This is a genomic window from Ilumatobacteraceae bacterium (assembly GCA_033344875.1).
In the GTDB taxonomy this organism is placed as follows: Bacteria; Actinomycetota; Acidimicrobiia; order Acidimicrobiales; family Ilumatobacteraceae; genus Ilumatobacter.
This window is the reverse complement of sequence record JAWPMO010000001.1, coordinates 3,842,999-3,861,297: the sequence shown is the minus strand read 5'-3', so window position 1 is coordinate 3,861,297 and position 18,299 is coordinate 3,842,999. Positions and strand designations below refer to the sequence as shown.

Annotated in this window: 18 protein-coding genes; 4 read left to right on the top strand and 14 right to left on the bottom strand. The window is 69.9% G+C overall.

Features of this window, described 5'->3' with window-relative positions; translation table 11 throughout:
• The first annotated feature begins 67 nt into the window (after positions 1–67).
• Positions 68–1,303 carry a hypothetical protein gene (locus tag R8G01_18280; protein MDW3215951.1) on the top strand — a complete coding sequence of 412 codons (1,236 nt, stop codon included), beginning with the start codon at positions 68–70 and terminating at the stop codon, positions 1,301–1,303.
• A gap of 12 nt (positions 1,304–1,315) precedes the next feature.
• On the opposite strand, the gene R8G01_18275 is transcribed toward R8G01_18280, so the two are convergent.
• The 13 genes from R8G01_18275 to R8G01_18215 all read right to left on the bottom strand — a co-directional run bounded on the left by R8G01_18275 (position 1,316) and on the right by R8G01_18215 (position 14,084).
• On the bottom strand, positions 1,316–3,715 hold the full coding sequence (locus tag R8G01_18275; GenBank protein MDW3215950.1) for a choice-of-anchor D domain-containing protein: 2,400 nt from the start codon (positions 3,713–3,715) through the stop codon (positions 1,316–1,318).
• 27 nt (positions 3,716–3,742) lie between these two features.
• Positions 3,743–4,465, bottom strand: a complete 723-nt coding sequence (locus R8G01_18270; protein MDW3215949.1) for a uroporphyrinogen-III synthase — start codon at positions 4,463–4,465, stop codon at positions 3,743–3,745.
• A 1-nt stretch (position 4,466) separates the two neighbouring features.
• On the bottom strand, positions 4,467–5,342 hold the full coding sequence (gene hemC / locus R8G01_18265) for a hydroxymethylbilane synthase (GenBank protein ID MDW3215948.1): 876 nt from the start codon (positions 5,340–5,342) through the stop codon (positions 4,467–4,469).
• 6 nt (positions 5,343–5,348) lie between these two features.
• Positions 5,349–6,605, bottom strand: coding sequence for a glutamyl-tRNA reductase (locus tag R8G01_18260; protein MDW3215947.1), 1,257 nt, complete (start codon positions 6,603–6,605; stop codon positions 5,349–5,351).
• A 12-nt stretch (positions 6,606–6,617) separates the two neighbouring features.
• Positions 6,618–7,328: a redox-sensing transcriptional repressor Rex gene (locus tag R8G01_18255; GenBank protein ID MDW3215946.1), complete on the bottom strand. Its 711-nt coding sequence runs from the start codon at positions 7,326–7,328 to the stop codon at positions 6,618–6,620.
• A gap of 75 nt (positions 7,329–7,403) precedes the next feature.
• Positions 7,404–8,909, bottom strand: coding sequence for an AMP-binding protein (locus tag R8G01_18250; GenBank protein ID MDW3215945.1), 1,506 nt, complete (start codon positions 8,907–8,909; stop codon positions 7,404–7,406).
• A gap of 155 nt (positions 8,910–9,064) precedes the next feature.
• The gene (locus R8G01_18245) at positions 9,065–9,937 is read right to left on the bottom strand and encodes an SAM-dependent chlorinase/fluorinase (GenBank protein ID MDW3215944.1); all 873 of its coding nucleotides are present in this window, start codon (positions 9,935–9,937) and stop codon (positions 9,065–9,067) included.
• Positions 9,938–10,150: 213 nt separating this feature from the next.
• Entirely contained in the window at positions 10,151–10,942 is a 792-nt protein-coding gene (gene proC / locus R8G01_18240; protein ID MDW3215943.1) for a pyrroline-5-carboxylate reductase, read from the bottom strand.
• 131 nt (positions 10,943–11,073) lie between these two features.
• Positions 11,074–11,550 carry a YbjN domain-containing protein gene (locus R8G01_18235; protein ID MDW3215942.1) on the bottom strand — a complete coding sequence of 159 codons (477 nt, stop codon included), beginning with the start codon at positions 11,548–11,550 and terminating at the stop codon, positions 11,074–11,076.
• A 21-nt stretch (positions 11,551–11,571) separates the two neighbouring features.
• Positions 11,572–12,786 carry a glycosyltransferase gene (locus R8G01_18230; protein MDW3215941.1) on the bottom strand — a complete coding sequence of 405 codons (1,215 nt, stop codon included), beginning with the start codon at positions 12,784–12,786 and terminating at the stop codon, positions 11,572–11,574.
• A 179-nt stretch (positions 12,787–12,965) separates the two neighbouring features.
• A complete protein-coding gene (locus tag R8G01_18225; protein MDW3215940.1) occupies positions 12,966–13,355 on the bottom strand; it encodes a helix-turn-helix transcriptional regulator in 390 nt (129 codons plus the stop codon).
• Between the two features lies 1 nt (position 13,356).
• Complete coding sequence (locus tag R8G01_18220) at positions 13,357–13,845, bottom strand: hypothetical protein (protein ID MDW3215939.1); 489 nt, start codon at positions 13,843–13,845, stop codon at positions 13,357–13,359.
• Between the two features lie 2 nt (positions 13,846–13,847).
• A complete protein-coding gene (locus R8G01_18215) occupies positions 13,848–14,084 on the bottom strand; it encodes a MoaD/ThiS family protein (protein MDW3215938.1) in 237 nt (78 codons plus the stop codon).
• Between the two features lie 37 nt (positions 14,085–14,121).
• On the opposite strand from R8G01_18215, the gene R8G01_18210 reads away from it, so the two are divergent.
• The 3 genes from R8G01_18210 to R8G01_18200 all read left to right on the top strand — a co-directional run bounded on the left by R8G01_18210 (position 14,122) and on the right by R8G01_18200 (position 17,665).
• Entirely contained in the window at positions 14,122–14,814 is a 693-nt protein-coding gene (locus R8G01_18210; GenBank protein ID MDW3215937.1) for a histidine phosphatase family protein, read from the top strand.
• Between the two features lie 1,040 nt (positions 14,815–15,854).
• Complete coding sequence (locus R8G01_18205) at positions 15,855–16,490, top strand: FKBP-type peptidyl-prolyl cis-trans isomerase (GenBank protein ID MDW3215936.1); 636 nt, start codon at positions 15,855–15,857, stop codon at positions 16,488–16,490.
• Positions 16,490–17,665 (top strand): peptidylprolyl isomerase, encoded by a 1,176-nt coding sequence (locus R8G01_18200; protein MDW3215935.1) that lies wholly within the window; start codon positions 16,490–16,492, stop codon positions 17,663–17,665. Before R8G01_18205 ends, R8G01_18200 begins: the two co-directional genes overlap by 1 nt.
• Positions 17,666–17,825: 160 nt before the next feature.
• On the opposite strand, the gene dut is transcribed toward R8G01_18200, so the two are convergent.
• A complete protein-coding gene (gene dut / locus R8G01_18195) occupies positions 17,826–18,263 on the bottom strand; it encodes a dUTP diphosphatase (protein ID MDW3215934.1) in 438 nt (145 codons plus the stop codon).
• Positions 18,264–18,299: the final 36 nt, after the last annotated feature.

Here is an 18,299-nt window from a genome sequence, read left to right as displayed (position 1 = left end):
CCGCCCGCACAGGCCCACCGCCGGCGGTGCGCGTTCGGCGGACGGTGGGAGCGGTAGCGTCGCAGTCGTGTCGGTGCAGGTGTGGTTCGCCCAGGACGAGATCTCGGTCCAGCCGGGTGAATCCACGTCGCTGTCGCTGGCCGTCGAGAACGTGGGCGATCACACGGAGTCGTACACCGTCATCCCGGCCGGCCTCGCGGCCGCCTGGACCACCGTCACCCGCCCGAACATCACGCTGTTCGGCGGCTCTCGCGACGTGGTCGAGGTCGTGGTCCGCCCGCCGGCCATCCACACCACGTCCGCGGGTCCCACGGCGATCGCCGTGCGGGTCATCCCCCAGGGCGACCCCGACGAAGCGGTCATCGCCGAGACGATCGCCACCGTCACCGCGTTCGATGATCGACGCATCACGGCGCTCCAGCCACTCCAGCGCGGCCGGCGACGGGCGACGTTCGAGTTCATGGTCGAGAACCATGGCAACAATTTGGCGAGCTGTCGGCTCCATCTCGTCGACGCCAGTCAGCGCGTCGACGGGGCGTTCGATCCGCCGGCCGTCGGGGTCGCCCCCGGTTCAGCCAGCCTCGTCCGACTCAAGCTGACCGCACAGCGCAGCTTCCTCCGGCGCTCCGAGCGCCAACTCGACTTCGAGATCGAGGCCACCGAACAAGATCACGCCCCGGCGACCGGCCGGGCGACGCTGATCCAGCCCCCGACGATCCCGGCCGGAACGCTCGCCCGGGTGCTCGGGGCAGCCGCCGCCGTGGTGCTGGCGATCGTGTTGTGGTCGGCGGTCGTCGAGCCGGCGATCGACGACGCCGCCGCTGATGCGGTCGACGACCGGATCCGTGAGATCGGTGTGGCGCCGGCCACGACGCTCGCCGACACACCGAGCACCCGACCCGACGACACCGTCGACGACGAACCCGAGGTCGTCGCCGCGGCCGACGCCGGCGAACCGGTCTCGTGGCGGATCGCGGTCGACGTCGGCATCAACCAGGACCGCAGCGAATCGCTCTCGGTGCCACCCGATTCGCAGTTCCTGCTGAGCGACGTCGTGTTCCAGAACACGAACGGTGACATCGGCACCGCCCAGTTGCTCCGCAACGGCGACGTGCTGTACGAGATCGACCTGGGCGCGATGAACTCCGCCAACGAGTTCCAGCCCCGGGTGACGCCCATCCCCTTCGGTCCCAACGACAACGTCGTGCTCGCGGTCGACTGCCTCGCCGCCGGCAAGACCTCCGGGACCGGTTGCGAGATCGCCGTACTGCTCGGCGGCCGCGTCCTCCCGATCGACGAGTGATCGGACGGCTCGTCAGAACCCGTAGCCGGGCACGGCCGGGTTGAGTCGCGACACCGATCCGAGCACGTCGATGGTGACGTTCGCGACCGCTCCGTCCTTGGCGGTGGCGACGAGGCGACGCTCACCCACCCGCAACCGGGACGGCAGGTTCACGATCGCGAGGAAACCGCCACCGCTGTTGGTCTCGACCGTGGCGAACGGCGGACTCCCGTCGTCGAAACCGATCGCGACGGTGGTGTCGGGCGGAAAGCCGGCACCGCCGAGACCGAGCGGTCGCCCCGCACGAGCGGGTTCGTCGGTGGTCTCGGCCGTGGTCTCGAACGTCGGCTCGTAGCGAGCGAAGCCGCCGAGCACCGCCGCCGTGTACTGGCCGGATGGAGCGGAGACCAGCAGGAGCCCGCTCCGGTAGCCGACGCCACGCGGACGGAACTCGACTTCGATCGTGCAGCTCGCGTCGGGGTTCAGCGCCCGGTTGGTGCAGCTCTGATCGAGGACCACGAAGTCGTCGGGGTGTGTGCCCCCGAGGCGGATGTTCGCGATCGAGGTCGGGGTGAAGCCGATGTTGTCGATGTCGATCGCGACACGGCCCCCCACCTCGCCGACGACGGCAGGTTCCAGATCGACGCCGCCCGGATCCGCGAGGAGCGTCGGTTCGCCCGCCGCACCGCGCACCGTCGCCGAGACCGACGGCGAATTCGGGCCGTCACCTCCGACGGTGAGCGTGCCTTCGTACCCCCTGGCCGCGGTCGGGTTGAACGTGAGGTTCACCGAGCACGATGTTCCCGCCGCCACCAGCACGCCGCGGCTGCAGGTTCCACCCGTGATCTTGAAGTTCGACGTCACCATGACGTTGGTGGGCTCGAACGCGGCCGGACCCGAGTTCAACACCCGGACGTAGAGCTCGGTGCTCTCGAAGCCGCGCAGCACCGTGCCGAAGTCGAGCGAGGCGAGCGACAGCTGCGGGGTGGCCGACACGGTCACGATCTGCCGCATGCCTCCGGTCGTGACGCGGCGCAACCCGTCGATGCTCGCTCCCGCCATCGTCTCGAACACGATCGTCTCGCCGGTCTTGGAGAGCGCCGGCCGTCCGTGCGCCCCGGGTACGTCGGTCGCGTCGGCGCCGTCGAGCACCCGCCGGAGCTGGCCGAGTTCGAACTCTGCGACGACCAGATCGCCGTCGCCGGCGCCACCGCCGCCGGCACGCCGGCTCGGCAGCAGATTGGTCGCGTCGGACACGAAGGCGATCTGGCTTCCGTCGGCGTTCACCGCCGGCGCCCACGAGGACGCATTGCCGGCACGCGGGACACCGACCTCCACGACGCCGGCATCGACCGCCGACACGATCTCGAGCGGGTCGCGTCGGGGAGGCTCGTCGAAGATGCCGTTGCCGTCGGTGTCGCGGTCGTAGCGGTAGATCTGGATCGGGCATTCGGGGACACACGTGGGCAGGGCCGCCGGGACCAGCGTGCGGTCGCGCGACGTGAACACGATGATCCGCCCGTCCTCCGACATCACCGGCGATGACGCGCCCGCGCTCGTCGGGACGCCGTTGCGGCTCGACACGAGGTGCACGGCTCGCCGCTGGTCGGCCGCCAGACGGTCCCACACGTACACCTGTGAGGTCGCCTGCTCCCCGGGCACCGGACCACCGGCCCACCCTGGCAGGGCCTCCGAGGCGGTCGCGTCGGCGACGAACGCCAGGTGGCGCCCGTTCTGCGAGAGCACGGGTTGGCGGAACCCGGCGTAGACGTACGCCCGGTTGGGGGCCTCGACGGGTACGCCGGCCACGGTCGACTCGCGGCCCGGGGCGCTGGTGGGCACGGACACGTCGACGATCGTGATCGTCCCGACACCGTCGGACGCGCCGGCGGCCTGATGCACGAAGGCGATCTGCGATCCGGAGCCGCTGAGCGCCGGGGCCGAGTCGGTGAACACCCCGTCGATCGCGGTACCCGTACGGCTCGACAGTGACACCAGCTCCCACGAGTTCGGTTGACCACCGCACTCGGGGACCAGCAACCGATACACATCCCAGCGCTCGTCACGGTCGTCGTCGCGGAAGAGGTCGTACGGGATCTCGGTGATGGCGACCACGACGCAGCCGTCGGGTGAGAGGCGAGGGTGGATCGTGTCGCCGGCACGCACGCTCGGCGGCACCGGTGAGATCTCGGTCGTCGTGTCGAGTTCGAGATCGGTGCGGAACACCGACGTGCGGTCGCCGACCCGGCCGGTGAACACGACCCAGCGGCCGTCCTCGCTGATCGACGGCTCGGCCGCATCGGCGACGTCGGACGACGCCTGCTGCACGAGCCCCTGGGCGTCGACCATCGGCACGTGGGCGGTGGAGGCCAGCGCCACTGCCGCCGAGAGCGAGGCGGCGACGAGCCGCCGTGTCGAAAAAAGTCGTCTCATGGTGTGATCGTCGCGGTCGCCGAGATTCTACGACGGCGCGGCCAAGGCCGCGACGATGACGGCGACCAAGCCCTCCACGTCGTGATCGGCCGCCACGTGCGTCACCTCGAGGCCGTGTGCCGATGCGGCCTCCGCCGTGGTCGGGCCGATCGCGGCGACGACCGGCGGCGTGTCCGACCCGAACGCCGCGACCCAGGCCGCTGCCGCGGAACCGCTCGCGAACCCGACCGCGTCGGCCCCGATCGCCGCCCGCCGTTCTTGCCACGTCGGGCGTCGCAGCACGGTCCGGTAGGCCGTGATCGCCTCGACGTCGAACCCGCTCGCTGTGAGCCGGTCGACGAGCGTGGTGTCGGCTCGATCGGCCTGGGCGACGAGCACCCGGCCTCCGCCCGCACCGATCGCCTCGGCCAGATCGGCGGCCGTCTGCCGGTCGGGAACCACGTCGACGGGTCGGCCGGCAAGACGTTCGAGCGCCGCCGCCGACCGCGATCCGACGGCTGCCAGGCGGATCGGATGGCCGGCGGCCGCTCGACCGACCCGTTCGGCACCGTGCTGTGAGGTGACGACCAACCAGTCGAACGCGCCGAGATCCTCCAGCGCTGCGTCGATGCGGTCGTCGGCGCTCGGCTCGATCGAGATCAGGGGGACGTGAACGACGTCGGCACCGACGGCCGCCAGGCGGGCATCGAGGTGCCCCCGACGATCACGGGTCGTGACGACGCGACGTCCGGAGAGAGGACGTCGCTGCATCTCACCGACCCGAAACGTGCTCGTGCGCCTCGACGGCGGCCCGACGTGCAGTCGCGATGTCGGCCTCGAGGTCGTCGTCGGACAGTTCGATCGTGTCGGAGACCGTCACCCCGGTGTCGAAGTTGGCCAGGAACGTGAACAGCCGCCGGTGGTCGACGTGCGCACCGATCGGCAGCGAACACCCCGACCCGAGCTCGGCCATGAACGCCCGCTCGACGGCGACCTCGTGGCGCGTGTCGGGATCGTCGATACCGGCGAGCGAATCGAGCACCTTGCCGTCGCGGGAGCGACACTCGACGGCGACGCAACCCTGGCCGACGGCGGGCACGAACTCGGCCGTGTCGAGGACGTCGGCGATGCGATCGGTCATGTCGAGCACCTCGAGCGCCGCCACGGCCATCACGACGGAGCCACCGTCGGGCACCTTCTCGAGTCGTGTGGGGATGTTGCCGCGGAGTTCGACGAACTCCAGATCGGGCCGCGCCCGGGCCAGCTGGGCACGGCGACGCACCGAACCGGTCGCGACGGTGGCGCCCGACGGCAGGTCGACGAGCGACCGACCGATCAACGCGTCGGCGGCCGAACGACGCTGCGTGAACGCGCCGATGACCAGACCCGGTGTCGGAGTGGTCGGCAGATCTTTCGCGGAGTGCACCGCCACGTCGGCTCGGCCGTCGAGCACGGCCTGCTGCACCTCTTTGACGAACACGCCCTGGCCGCCGATCGAGTGCAGCGGCACGTTCGTCGCCTGCGATCGGTCACCGACGGTGTCGATGATCACGATCTCGGTCTCATGGCCGGCGACGACGAGTTGGTCGGCGACGGCCGTCGCCTGGGTCAGCGCCTGACGGCTCCCGCGGGTCGCGATGCGGATCACGGTCGGTCAGCCGAGGTCGAAGAGGTCGGCGACCGCCGCCGCGTTCCGCTCACCCTGCGGCGTACCCGCCTGGTTGCGCAAGCGAACCGACGGTTCGTGCAACAACTTGGCGACGAGGCCCCGGGTGATGATGTCGACCGTCTCACGCTGCTGATCGTCGAGCTGGCTGAGCCGCTTGGCGTGCCGCTCGAGTTCGGCGGCTCGGAGTGCCTCGGCCCGCTCACGCAGTGAGGACACGAGCGGTGCGGCCTGGAGCGCTGCCGACTGCAGCTCGAAGCGTTCGACCTCTTCGCTCACGATGGCGGTCACGCGATCGACCTCGGCCAGCCGTTCGGCCCGACCGCGGTCGGCCCAGGTGCTCAGGTCGTCGAGGTCGAGCACCGTGACACCCGCCAGCTCGGCGACGTCGGGTGCGACGTCGCGGGGAACGGCGATGTCGACGAACAGCAGCGGGCGGCCGCCCCGGTCGAGATCGCGCACGAGATCGGCGGTGATGATCGGTTCGCCCGAACCGGTGGAGGTCAGGACGACGTCGCTGGCATCGAGCGCCTCGGACAACCGGTCGATACCGAGTGCGCTGCCGTCGATGCGCTCGGCCAGTGCCCGGCCACGCTCGGGTGAACGGTTGACGACCAGCACGTCACCGACGCCGGCGCCGCGCAGTGCGACGGCGATGCCTTCGCCCATGGCGCCGGCTCCGACGAGGGCGACGTTGCGACCGCTGATCGAACCGTGGTGTTCGACGGCCATCTCGACGGCGGCATGGCTGACCGATGCGGTCCCACGTGCGATCGCCGTTTCGGTCCGTGCCCGCTTGCCGACCTCGACCGCGTGGCGGAACAGGAGGTTGAGGGTCGTGCGGGCGCCACCCTCACGCTGGGCGACCTCCCAGGCCTGGCGCAGCTGCCCGAGGATCTCGGACTCGCCGACGACGGCGGAGTCGAGCCCGGCAGCGACTTCGAACAGGTGCATCACGGCGGCGTCGTCGTGCTGCGAGAACAGGTGCGGATGGAGTTCGTCGGCGGAGATGTCGCCGAGGTTGCACAGGAAGTCACGGATGTCGGCGTACGCCCCGTGGAACTTCTCGGTGACGGCGTAGATCTCGGTGCGGTTGCACGTGCTCAGCACGACGGCTTCGCGGATGTTGTCGAGCTGGGCGAGCCCCTCGACGGCCTTGGCCACCTCGTCGGGAGCGAGCGTCACCCGCTCGAGCACGCTCAGCGGCCCGCTGCGGTGATTGACTCCGATGGCGAGGATCGACATGACCAGTCCAGCCTACGCTGTCGCACCGCGCTGGCGGTCGGCGGAGAACGGGTGAACCTGGTCGGCGTTGCGCGGAGCGGCACTCGCCTTGCGCTGCTCGTGATAGGTCAGGATCTGCAGTTCGACGGCGAGGTCGACCTTGCGGACCGAGATCGTCGACGGCACCGACAGCACCATCGGTGCGAAGTTCAAGATGCTGGTGACGCCGGCGGCGATCAGTCGGTCGGCGGCGTCTTGCGCTGCCCCCGGCGGCGTGGCGATCACACCGATCGAGATACCGCCGGCGCCGACGATCTTGGGGAGTTCGTCGAGTGGGCGGACCCGAACGCCGGCGACGACCGTGTCGACCTTGGCCGGGTCGACGTCGACCATGCCCGCGACCGGGAAACCGCGACCGTTGAAACCGCCGTAGCCGGCCAGGGCCTGACCGAGGTTGCCGGCGCCGACGATGACGACGGGCCACTCGTGGTCGAGGCCGAGTTCACGTCGGATCTGGAACACGAGGTACTCGACCTCGTAGCCGACCCCGCGGGTGCCGTAGCTGCCGAGGTAGCTGAGGTCCTTGCGGACCTTGGCCGCATTCACGCCGGCGAGTTCGGCGAGGCCCTCCGACGACACGCTCTCGACGCCGCTCTCCGACTGCTCGATCAGGATCTGCAGGTACACGGGCAGCCGGGCGACCGTGGCCTCGGGAATCCTGCGACGCGTGCGGTGTGGGGGCATCGACGAACAGCCTAGAACCCTTGTGCACGATTTCACAAAGGCGGACGGTCGGCCGACGCCCTGTGTCGACCTCGGTCAGGAACCGAGCACCGTGCCTTCGAGCTCACGTCGCACGAGCTTGCCGGCGGCATTGCGCGGCAGTTGGTCGACGAAGATCACCTTGGTCGGGCACTTGTACCGGGCGAGATAGTCGCGGGCGTAGTCGATGAGGCTGTCTTCGTCGATGTCGTGGCCGGGGGCCAGGACCGCGAACGCCTTGACGGCTTCGCCCTGATGCGGGTGCGGGACACCCAGCACGCCGACCTCGGCGATCGCCGGGTGGCTCTGCAACACCTCTTCGACCTCGGCAGGGAACACGTTGAAGCCCGACACGATGATGAGGTCCTTGGCCCGATCGACCAGGTACAGGTAGCCGTCGTCGTCGACCATGCCGATGTCGCCGGTGATCAGCCAGCCGTCGACGAGGACCTTGGCGGTGGCCTCGGGCTCCTCGAAGTAGCCGTGGAACACGTTGGCGCCGCGCACCCAGATCTCGCCGGCGTCACCGACGGGGACGTCGTCGCCGTCGTCGCCGACCAGACGCATCTCCTGACCGACGAGCAGCCGACCCACCGATCCCGGTCGGCACTCGAGACCGGCCGAACTCGTCACGACCGGCGACGCCTCCGTGAGGCCGTAGCCCTCGTAGATCGACACGTCGAACCGTTCGCGCATCTTGTCGGACACGGCCTTCGGCAGCCGCGCGGCGCCCGACAACGCGAGCCGGACCGTGGCGAACGAGTCGTCGGGCAACTCGTCGAAGTGGCTGAACGCGACCCACATGGACGGGGCGCCGGGCACGACGGTGACGCGCCGCTGCACGATCGACTCGACGGCGGTGGCCGGATCGAAGCGCTGCACGAGCAACACGGTGGCACCGACGGTGAACGACACGCCCAACACGACGTTCAGGCCGAAGATGTGGAAGAGCGGCAACACCCCGTAGACCACATCGCCGGCGCGTGTGTGATCGAGCGCCGTGACGTCTTGTTCGATGTTGCTGATCAGGTTGGCGTGGCTCAACATCGCGGCGCGAGGCGACCCGGCCGTGCCACTCGTGAACATCATGACGGCGATGTGGTCGCCGTCGACGTCGACGACGGGCGACGGATCCGATTCGAGCAGCGCCGTCATCGAGACCTCACCGGGCCCGGTCTCGCCCTCGGCCCGCACCACGGTCCGCAGCGACGGCACCCGCTCGGCATCGATCGCCCGCCAGGCGGCGACGGAAGCCGGACCGATGATGGCCGCCGCCGGGCGGACGGCGACGAGTTCGCGCTCGATCTCGGGGGCCGGGCTCGACGGATTGAGCGGGACGGCGATCGCGCCGAGGCCGACGACGGCCAGGTACGACACCACGAAGTACCGATTGTTCTCGCAGAGGATCACGACACGGTCACCGGATCGGATCCCCTGGGCGATCAGCCCGCCACGGACACGATCGGTCTGATCACGGAGCTGGCCGTAGGTCGTCTCCCGGTTCCGGGAGATCAGCGCGACACGGTCGGCCGGGTGCGGCTCGATCAACCGCGCGATGTTCATTCCCTCCGACTCTGACCCCACCGTCGGCAGCGTACTCCGCCGGGGCGCTCAGAGTCGGACGAGCGAGATCACCCCGGCCACGAGGATCGCCGCGAGCAGCAGGCCGAGGGTCAAGGTGGTTGCTGGGCGCATGGGGTCAGGCTATCCGGCGACGTTCAGCGTCGGCCGAAGGCCACCGGCGTCTCGACGGGCGGGTCGTCGTCGAGCGCCACGATGACGACCTGGTCGCCGGCGGCGAGTCCGAGTTCGTCGGCGGCCGACCGTTGATCGATCGCGACCGCCAGCATGCCGTACGAGTCGAGTACCAGGCCGACGGCCCCACCGGTGAGCTCGGCGAAGTGCGACGCTCGCACGGCGCGTCGGGCGGTGACGCCCGACGGGTCGGTCGGCATCCCGATCCGGACCTGGAGTTGACGACCCCACGTCGGTGGCAGGTCATCGGGCCCGACGTTGAGCTGTGCATTGCCGAACCGGTCGACCCACAGCACCTCGGCGATCAGCTCGTCGTCCTCCAGGCGCGACAGCGGCACCGTGCCGGGGAGCAGCAGCACCGGATCGACCTCGGGCCCGAGTTCGGCGAGGTCGACGCCGTTGCAGACGTGTGCCGCCGCCGGACCGAACACGTCACGACCGGCGAACGTCGCTCCGGCGGCCTGCAGCTGGTACTCGGGGTTGGTGAGTTCGAACGCACGCTCGGCCCCACCTGCCATCGCCACCGCCGGTGCGAGCAGTCCGTTGTCGGGGCCGATCACCACGCCGGCACCATCGGCGACCTCGATCGCCACGGCTCGACGCTGGGTGCCGACGCCCGGGTCGACGACGCCGAGGACCACACCCGACGGCACGTACCCGATGCATCGAGCGAGGGCGAGCGATCCGGCTCGGACGTCGAACGGCGGGATCTCGTGCGTCAGGTCGACGACGCCGACGTGCGGGGCGAGGTCGCGAATGACCGACTTGACCACGCCGACGAACTCGTCGGCGGTGCCGTAATCGGTCAGGAACGACACGGAGTCGAAGCGGGTCACGCCGCCGACGCTACCCACGAGCCTGCCGACCGCACCCGCCGAACGCTGTGATCACGCTGTGATCGGCGCCCCGGAGAAGTGTGAGGGCCGGTGCCAACCCCCCGATGGCACCGGCCCTGCAGCGCGACCAGCTCTCGCCGATGCGCTTACCAGAGATCACTGTAGGGCACGGAACCTGGTGAGAAAAGTGTCACACCAAGATTCTTCTCGCGGTCACTCGGCGCCGAGCTCGCGACTTCGCTCGGTCGCGGCCTGCACCGCGTCGATCAACGCGGCTCGAACCGACCGTTCTTCGAGCACTCGGACCCCGGCTGCGGTGGTGCCGCCGGGCGAGGTCACCATCGCTCGGAGGTCGGCCGGTTTGCCGCGTTCGGCGAGCAACGCGGCCGAGCCCACGAGCAGTTGGGCGACCATCTGCTCGGCCGCGGCCCGTGGCAGGCCGGCGACGACGCCGGCGTCCATGAGCGCCTCGGCGACGAGGAACAGGTACGCCGGGCCCGAACCGGTCAGCCCCGTCACGGCGTCGAGCTGGCTCTCGGCCACCCGGACGACGAGCCCGACGCCGCGCAGCGCGTTCTCGGCCCAATCGAGGTCGTCGTCGGAGGTGCCCTCTGCGCCGCAGAGCGCCGACACACCCTGTCCGACCAGCGCCGGGGTGTTCGGCATCGTGCGCAACACGGCGACGCCCGATCCGGTCGCGGCGGCGATCGTCGTCGTCGTCACACCGGCGGCGACCGAGAGGACGCGACGGGCTCCGGCCGCGACCGCCGCGGCGGCGACCGTCGTGATGTCGGGCGGCTTGACCGCGAGGATCGCCGACGTGCACGCCGGCATGTCCGCGACCACGGTCACCCCGGGGAACCGTTCGGTCAGCTCGGCTCGACGGGCGTCGAATGGTTCGACGACGGCCGTGGTCGCCGGATCGGCGATGCCGGATTCGAGCATCCCACCGAGCAGTGCTGCCCCCATGTTCCCGCCACCGACGACCACCAACTCGAACGACATCCGCCCAACGCTAACCCCCGAGCCCCGGCCGGCGAACCCACGCGAGTGTCCGGGTGGCACGGAGTTTCCGACTTCCCCGATCCGCCACCCGGACGTGTCGAGTGGGGGGAACGAGCAGTGGGAAGGGGAAATCAGCCCGAGAACCGGCTGGCGAACGCCAGGCGCAACAGCGGCCGGAACGTCGCCTCGACCGTCGTGTACACCGTGCCGAGCACGCGGTCGATCTCGTCGGCGGTGACCGCGATGTCGGGAAGTTCACCCCGCAGGTAGAGCGCGTCTTCGGCGCCGACCGAGAAGTGGGCGCCGACGAGTTGGTCGTTGCGACGCAGGACGAACTCCATGACCTCGGCCTGGTTCTCCTCGGGGGCCGGCATGACGTAGGTCTCGTACCGCAACATCCGCTGGCCGAGCGTCAACCACACGGTGGTGAAGTCCTTCTCCTCGCCGATCATCCGCACGTACCAGCGCGGTTCACCGAACGACGTGTCGTCGCTGGTCCCCCGGTCGACCGCAGCGATCATCGGATTGCCGTCGGCGAACTCGTCGAGCCATCCGTCGATCCGTCGACGCAGGTCGCCGAGACGTTCGCCCGCGTGGAGGTCGGTCACGCCGGCACCATCAGCGGCCGGTCACTCACCGAGGACGAGTTGACGGGCGGTCAGGTCGGAGTACAGGCGACGCAGGCGGGCTGCGGCGAAGCCCCACGTGTACCGAGCCGCACGATCGGCCGACGCCTGCGACATCGACGCCGCGAGCAGCGGTTCGTCGAGGATCTGCCCGATCGCCTTGGCGAACCGGGTGGGGTCGCGGTCGGGGATCAGGAAACCGGTCTCGCCGTCGTCGACCAGCGACAGCAAACCGCCGACGGCGCTCGCGACGACGGGGATGCCGCACGCCGCCGCTTCGAGCGCCACGAGCCCGAAGCTCTCGCTGCGGCTGGGCACGACGACCACGTCGGCGGACCGGTAGTACGTCGACAGGATGTGGTGCGGTTGGGGCGGCACGAACCGGACCTGGTCGTGCAGGCCGAGTTCGTCGACGAGCTGGTGCGCGCGTGCGATCTCGGTGTCGCCGTCGGACCCACTGGCACCGCCGACCACGAGGAGCAGGGCGTCGGACCGACCGAGCGCGTGCAGCGCCCGGATCGCGACGTCGGGACCCTTCAGCGGCTGGATCCGTCCGACGAACAGTATCACCGGGACATCGGCCGGCAGGTCGAGCGCGGCTCGCGCCCCGCCCTGGTCGCCCGGGGCGAAGAATGCGTGCTCGACGCCGGGCGCGACGATCTCGATCTGCCCCTGCGGGTCGCCGTAGAGCCGCCGGAACTGCTGCTCTTCTTCGACGCAGCTGACGCAGATCGCGTCGGCGCAATTGATCAGCTCGGCCTCGGCACGGTCGCGCCAACCCGGTTCGGGGTCGCCGCCCTCGGCCTTGACGCGCGCCAACGTGTGGAACGTGGAGACGAACGGGATGTCGAGCTCGTGTTTGATCCGGTGGGCGACGACGCCGCTCAGCCAGTAATTGGCGTGCACCACGTCGGCGCCACCGTTGCGGGCGAGATCTTCGAGCACCCGGTCGGTGAACTCGTCGACGATCTCGGGCAGCGCTTCTTTCGGGAGGTGGTGGGGACCTGCCTCGATGTAGACCACACGGTGGTTGGGCTCGACCCAGACCTCGGGCGGCAGGTCGTCACGATCCGCCCGGGTGTACGTGGTGCACTCGAGCCCGGCCTGCGACAACGACGAGACCATCTCTCGCACGTACACGTTCATGCCGCCGCTGTCGCCCGACCCGGGCTGCAGCAGCGGTGACGTGTGGAGGGAGATGACAGCAACGCGACGCATCAGGAGTTCAAACGCTACCGATGCGGTCGACATTCCCGATCACCGGACGCCGAACACGACGTCCGGCACTCACCGTTCCCGTCCGACTGGTGCCCATGGGTCCTCCTGCCCGGTCGCTTCAGCGGGCCGGGAGGGCGTACCCGGCGGCGATCTGCGCGAAACGGCCCGAACACCCCGGGCTACTGGGCGAGGAAGCTCTCGTACACGTTGAGCAACGCGGATTTCTGCTCGGGCGTCAGGTCGGGGTCGTGCTCGATCGCCTCGGACACCGTGCTCACGCCACGACCCTCGTCGGGCAGGATCCCGGCGCGCACGTAGAGCGACTCGACGCTGATCCGGAGCGCCGTGGCGACCTGCTGCAGCACGTCGGCCGACGGCTTGCGCAGCCCGCGCTCGATCTGCGAGAGGTACGGGTTGGAGACGTCGGCGAGTTCGGCCAGCTTGCGGATCGAAATCTCGGCGCGTTCGCGCTGCGAGCGGATGAACGATCCGACGTCGAGCGGATCGATCGGCGACCGTCCGTGATCCGACGACGGCCCGGCGTCGTCCGACTCGTCGCCGGGCGACATGTCAGCCGCCCAGCAGACCGTCGACCGAGGCTTCGCCATCGCGGTAGCGACGGACGAGTTCGGCGCTCAGGGCGTCGAGGCGTTCGTACCGCTCGCGCCGGTCATCGGAGACCTGGCGCTCGAATGCGGTCAACTGCTCGTCGAGGTTCTGGAGTTCGCTCGGCATCAGTTCCTCGAGCCGGCTGAATCCGTGTTCGGCGCACACCTTGTCGAGCCGGTCGGAGAGTTCGTTGTCGTCGAGGTTCTCGACCGGACGAGGCGGCCGGGGCGGCCCGCCGGTCAGATGGCTCGAGAGCACGACACGCAGCTCGCTCGACAGGTCTTCGTGGGTCTCGCCTCGCTCGCGGCGGTGGGACTCGGCACGGACGAGGTCGAGCCGCGCCTGCGCGACCCGGCGGACGTACGACACGACGTCGTCTTCGCTCTGCAGTTCGTTGCGGAGCGTTCGCAGTTCGTCGAGGGACAGCGCCTGTGGGTCGGTTGCGTTCACGATCATCCTCCTGACACCGGCGGAAGGACCGCCAGCTCGTCGGTTGCACCAATGGTGTCGAGCGCATCGGCCGGTTCGCCGTTCACCCAGATTCGGCAGGTGCCGAGCACGGCGTCGAACGTCGATCCGTATCGCTCCCGCGCACATTCGAGGACGTCGCCGACCGTCTCACCGGGCAGCTCGTCACGACCGGTGCCCGCGGCATCACGCGCTGCAGCGAAGAGGCGAACCTGAGCCATCTGGCACAGCGTACTGTGACCGCTACCCTCCGTCGGGATGGTCGCCAGGTTCGTGTCGTTGTTGCTGCTGCGACACGGGCAGAGCGAGTGGAACGCGATCCGCCGGTGGCAGGGTCTCGCCGACTCACCGCTCGACGATCTGGGTCGCCGGCAGGCGGTCGACGCAGCCGCCGCTCTGGCGGCGACCGGCGACCGGTTCCAGTCCGTGTGGTCGAGTCCGCTCGCCCGGGCCGCCGAGACCGGCGAGATCATCGCCGCACATCTCGGGCTCGGCGACGTGCGGCTCGACGAGCGACTCCGTGAAGCCGACGCCGGCGAATGGCAGGGCATGACCCCCGACCAGATCGACGCTGCGTATCCGGGTTTCCTCGCCGAGCACCGACGGCCACCGACGTTCGAGTCGGCGGAACACGTGATCGAGCGCGCGAGCGAGGCGCTCCTCACGATCGCACGTCGGTCGTCACCCGACACCGGCGCCGTGGTCGTGACCACCCACTCGGGCGTGATCCGCACCATCATCCGCCATCTCGGCTGGGTCGACGAACGTGTCCCGAATCTCGGTGGGGTCTGGATCTCGGTCGACACGTCAACCACCGACGCCACCGCCCGCTTCGATCTGCGCCGGCGTTTCGACCCGAATGGGGTCGTCCGCACCGGGGTCGACGCTCCCGGGGAGGACCCCGGCGAACAGGCCGACGAGTCCGAGGCACACCGCAGCGCCGAGCGCTGACTGACGAGCCGTTCGCTCCTCGAGGCGACGTGAGACGAGATGGGCGTTGCCGAGCTGCGGCGACGGAGTCGTGCGCAGGGTGTAGAGACCTCCGAGTACCAGCAGGCCGGCCCAGACCATCGCGACCAGTCGTTCGTCGTCGGTCATCGCCGGCAAGCCGTGGGTCCAACGGTCGCTCATGCCGCGAAGTGCGATCGCCAGGTTCAGCACGACGATCGTTCCGACCGTGCCCACCCACCGGCGCGGCGCCTGACCGGCTCGGTCGGCGGGCGAGAACACCTCGCCGAGTGTCGCGAACGACCAGCGGGTCCGGTCACCGAAACGGATCCGGCCGTCGGACGCGACGACGTGGGATGCAGCGATCAGCATCGTGCCGGCACCGAACGCGACGAGCGCCCAGACGGGCGGGACCTCGAGCGGTGCGACACCGAGCAGCAGCGCGAGCGTGAGCGTCGCGACGAGCGCGATCCGCCGCGGCCCGTCGGTCAGCACGCCGATCATCGCCCGGTCGGCGGGTCCACCGGCGGTGCGGGTGGTGAGGCGTTCGACCGCTGCGCGGAGGTCGTGGTGCAAGTCGGTCGACCGGGTGCGGCCGACACGGTCGGCCACGACGACGGCGTACCGGTAGGTCTCGTCGGGTTGCAGCACCGCACGCGGCGTCGTCGCGGTCAGCAGGCCGACGGCGACGGCGACACCACCGGTCCAACCCGACAACTCGATCAACAGCGTGACGATCGCGACGAGGTGGGCGTCGAGCGTGGCGACCCTCCACGCGAGCCAGACGAGCAGGGCGACGCCACCGAGGCCGAGGAGGCAACCTGCGACCCGTCGGCGGGTGCGCGTGAGAGGAACCCCATCCGTCCTCCCGCTTGTGCTCACCCGTGTCGCCATGAGGCTGCTGTCCGTCAGTCCGCGCGACGGAAACCCGTCGTTCGAGACGGTTATCGGGTCCGAGGCCACGCATCTTGAGGCGCTCGTCCCACCGAAGGGCCGGGTGGCGCGCCGCAACCGGGCCGGCGCGCCGTTAACCTCGCGCACTCGTGGGTACTGAGAAGCGTGAACGACAGAAGGCCAACCGTCAACAACGTCTGATCGAAGAGGCGCGAGCCGATCGACAGGACGTCGTCAAGCGCAACGCCCTGCGTTGGACGATGGGCATCGTGGCGGCCATCGGAGCGGTCGTGCTGATCGCCTGGGTCGGCGGAGCGTTCGACGGCGGCGACGACGAGCCCGAGACCGTGATCACGCTCCCGCCGCTCGACACCACGCCCACGACGCCGCCGGTGACCCTGGAGCCGCTGCCCAAGCCCGAGGTCGAGGTGCCCGCCGAGGCGCCGACCGATCTCGTCGTCACGGTGCTGTCGCCGGGTGAAGGCCCCGCAGCCGAGGCCGGCGACACCGTGCTCGTCGACTACGTCGGTGTGCGCACCGAAGACGGCACCGAGTTCGACAACAGCTACGACCGCGGCCAGCAGTTCCCGGTCACGCTCGGCCAAGGTGGGGTCATCCAGGGTTGGGACGAGGGCCTCGTCGGCGCCCAGGCCGGTTCGCAGATCCAACTCGACATCCCGGCCGAACTCGCGTACGGCGACAACCCGCCGGGCGACCCGATCCAGCCCGGCGATGCGCTGACGTTCGTCATCGACGTCCGCTCGGTCACGCCGGCGTCGAACTGATGCGCAGGCACCCGGTCACCCGCGCTGCCGGGCTCGCCCTCGTGTCCGTCACACTCGTCGCGGCGTGCGGTGCCTCCGACGATCCTGCCCCGGTCGCCGAGCCGGCCGCCGAGGTCGACGGCACCGACGACGACGAGATCAGCGGCACCGACGACGGCACCGACGATGGAGACGGCGCGGACGACGGCGCATCGACCACGACGGTCGACACCGAGCTCCCCGGCGGCAAGCCGGAGGTACAGATCCCCGACGAGCTCCCGACCGAACTGGTCGTCACCGACCTCATCGAGGGCACGGGGCCCGAGGCCGAGGCCGGCGACACGGTCGTCGTCAACTACGTCGGCGTCCGCAGCGAGGACGGGTTCGAGTTCGACAACAGCTACGACCGCGGTCAGCCGTTCCCGGTGCAGCTCGGCGCCGGCAGCGTCATCCAGGGTTGGGACCTCGGCCTCGTCGGAGCGCGCGTCGGCACGCGCCGCCAGCTCGACATCCCCGCCGAACTGGCCTACGGCGACGCCGACCGTGGCGACATCCGCCCCGGTGACGCTCTGACGTTCGTGATCGACGTCCTCGCGATCGAGAAGCCTCCCGTGATCACGGCGCCACCGAAGGCCGACGAGGCCGCTTGCGCGATCGACGAGTCGGCACCCCAGGTCCAGCAGTTCGACGAGATGCAACCGTTCTGCATCGACGTCGGCGCGGTCTACACCGCCGAGATCGTCACCAACTTCGGACCGATCACCATCGAACTGCTGCCCGAGCAGGCGCCGCAGACGGTCAACAACTTCGTGATGCTCGCCCGCAACCGCTACTTCGACGGCACCGAGTGCCACCGTGCGATCCCTGGGTTCGTCGTGCAGTGCGGCGACCCGACCGCCACCGGAACCGGCGGACCCGGCTACCGGTTCCCCGACGAACTGCCGGTCGCCGGCGAGTACCGGATCGGATCCCTGGCGATGGCCAACAGCGGGCCCGACACCAACGGCAGCCAGTTCTTCATCATCACCGGCGACGACGGCGCCTCGTTGCCGCCGCTCTACTCGCTGTTCGGCCAGGTCACCGAGGGGCTCGACTCCACCGTGGCCGATCTCGACGCGGTGGCGAACCCGGCCAACAACGGTGTCCCCCCGCTCGAGACGATCATCATCGAGTCGGTCACGATCACCGAATCCTGATCGCGAGTTGTGCCTGGAGCGTGAGCCGCCAGGCGAACTGCGACCCATCGTCACGGGGCAGCGCAGCGGAATGGATGGGAGCGAAGCGACCAATCCGCTGAGCGCCTGGCACAACTCGCGATTACTCGCAATCCGCTGAGCGCCTGGTACAACCCGCGATTCAGCGGCCGCTGTGACCGAAACCGCCACCCCGGTCGACGCCGTCGAGTTCGTCGACGACGTTCCAGGCGACGTCCTCGACCCGCTGGATCACCAGTTGCGCGACCCGGTCGCCGCGAGCGATCTCGTAGTCGTGGTCGGGGTCGGTGTTGATCAGGATCGCCTTGATCTCGCCGCGATAGGCGGCGTCGATCAGTCCCGGCGTGTTGACGACGCTGATGCCGTGTCTGAGCGCCAGCCCGCTGCGCGGCATCAGGAGCCCGCACCACCCGACCGGGATCGCGATCGCGATGCCGGTCGGCATCAGCAGGCGCCCGCCGGCGCGCGGGAGGGTCGCCGCTTCACGGGCGTACAGGTCGAGCCCGGCGTCGCCGTGATGCGCGTACGCCGGGAGCGGGAGCTCGGGGTCGAGCCGGACCAGGTCGATCGGCAGGCTCACGACACACCCCTCGGACGTCGAGGGTGATTCGGCGGG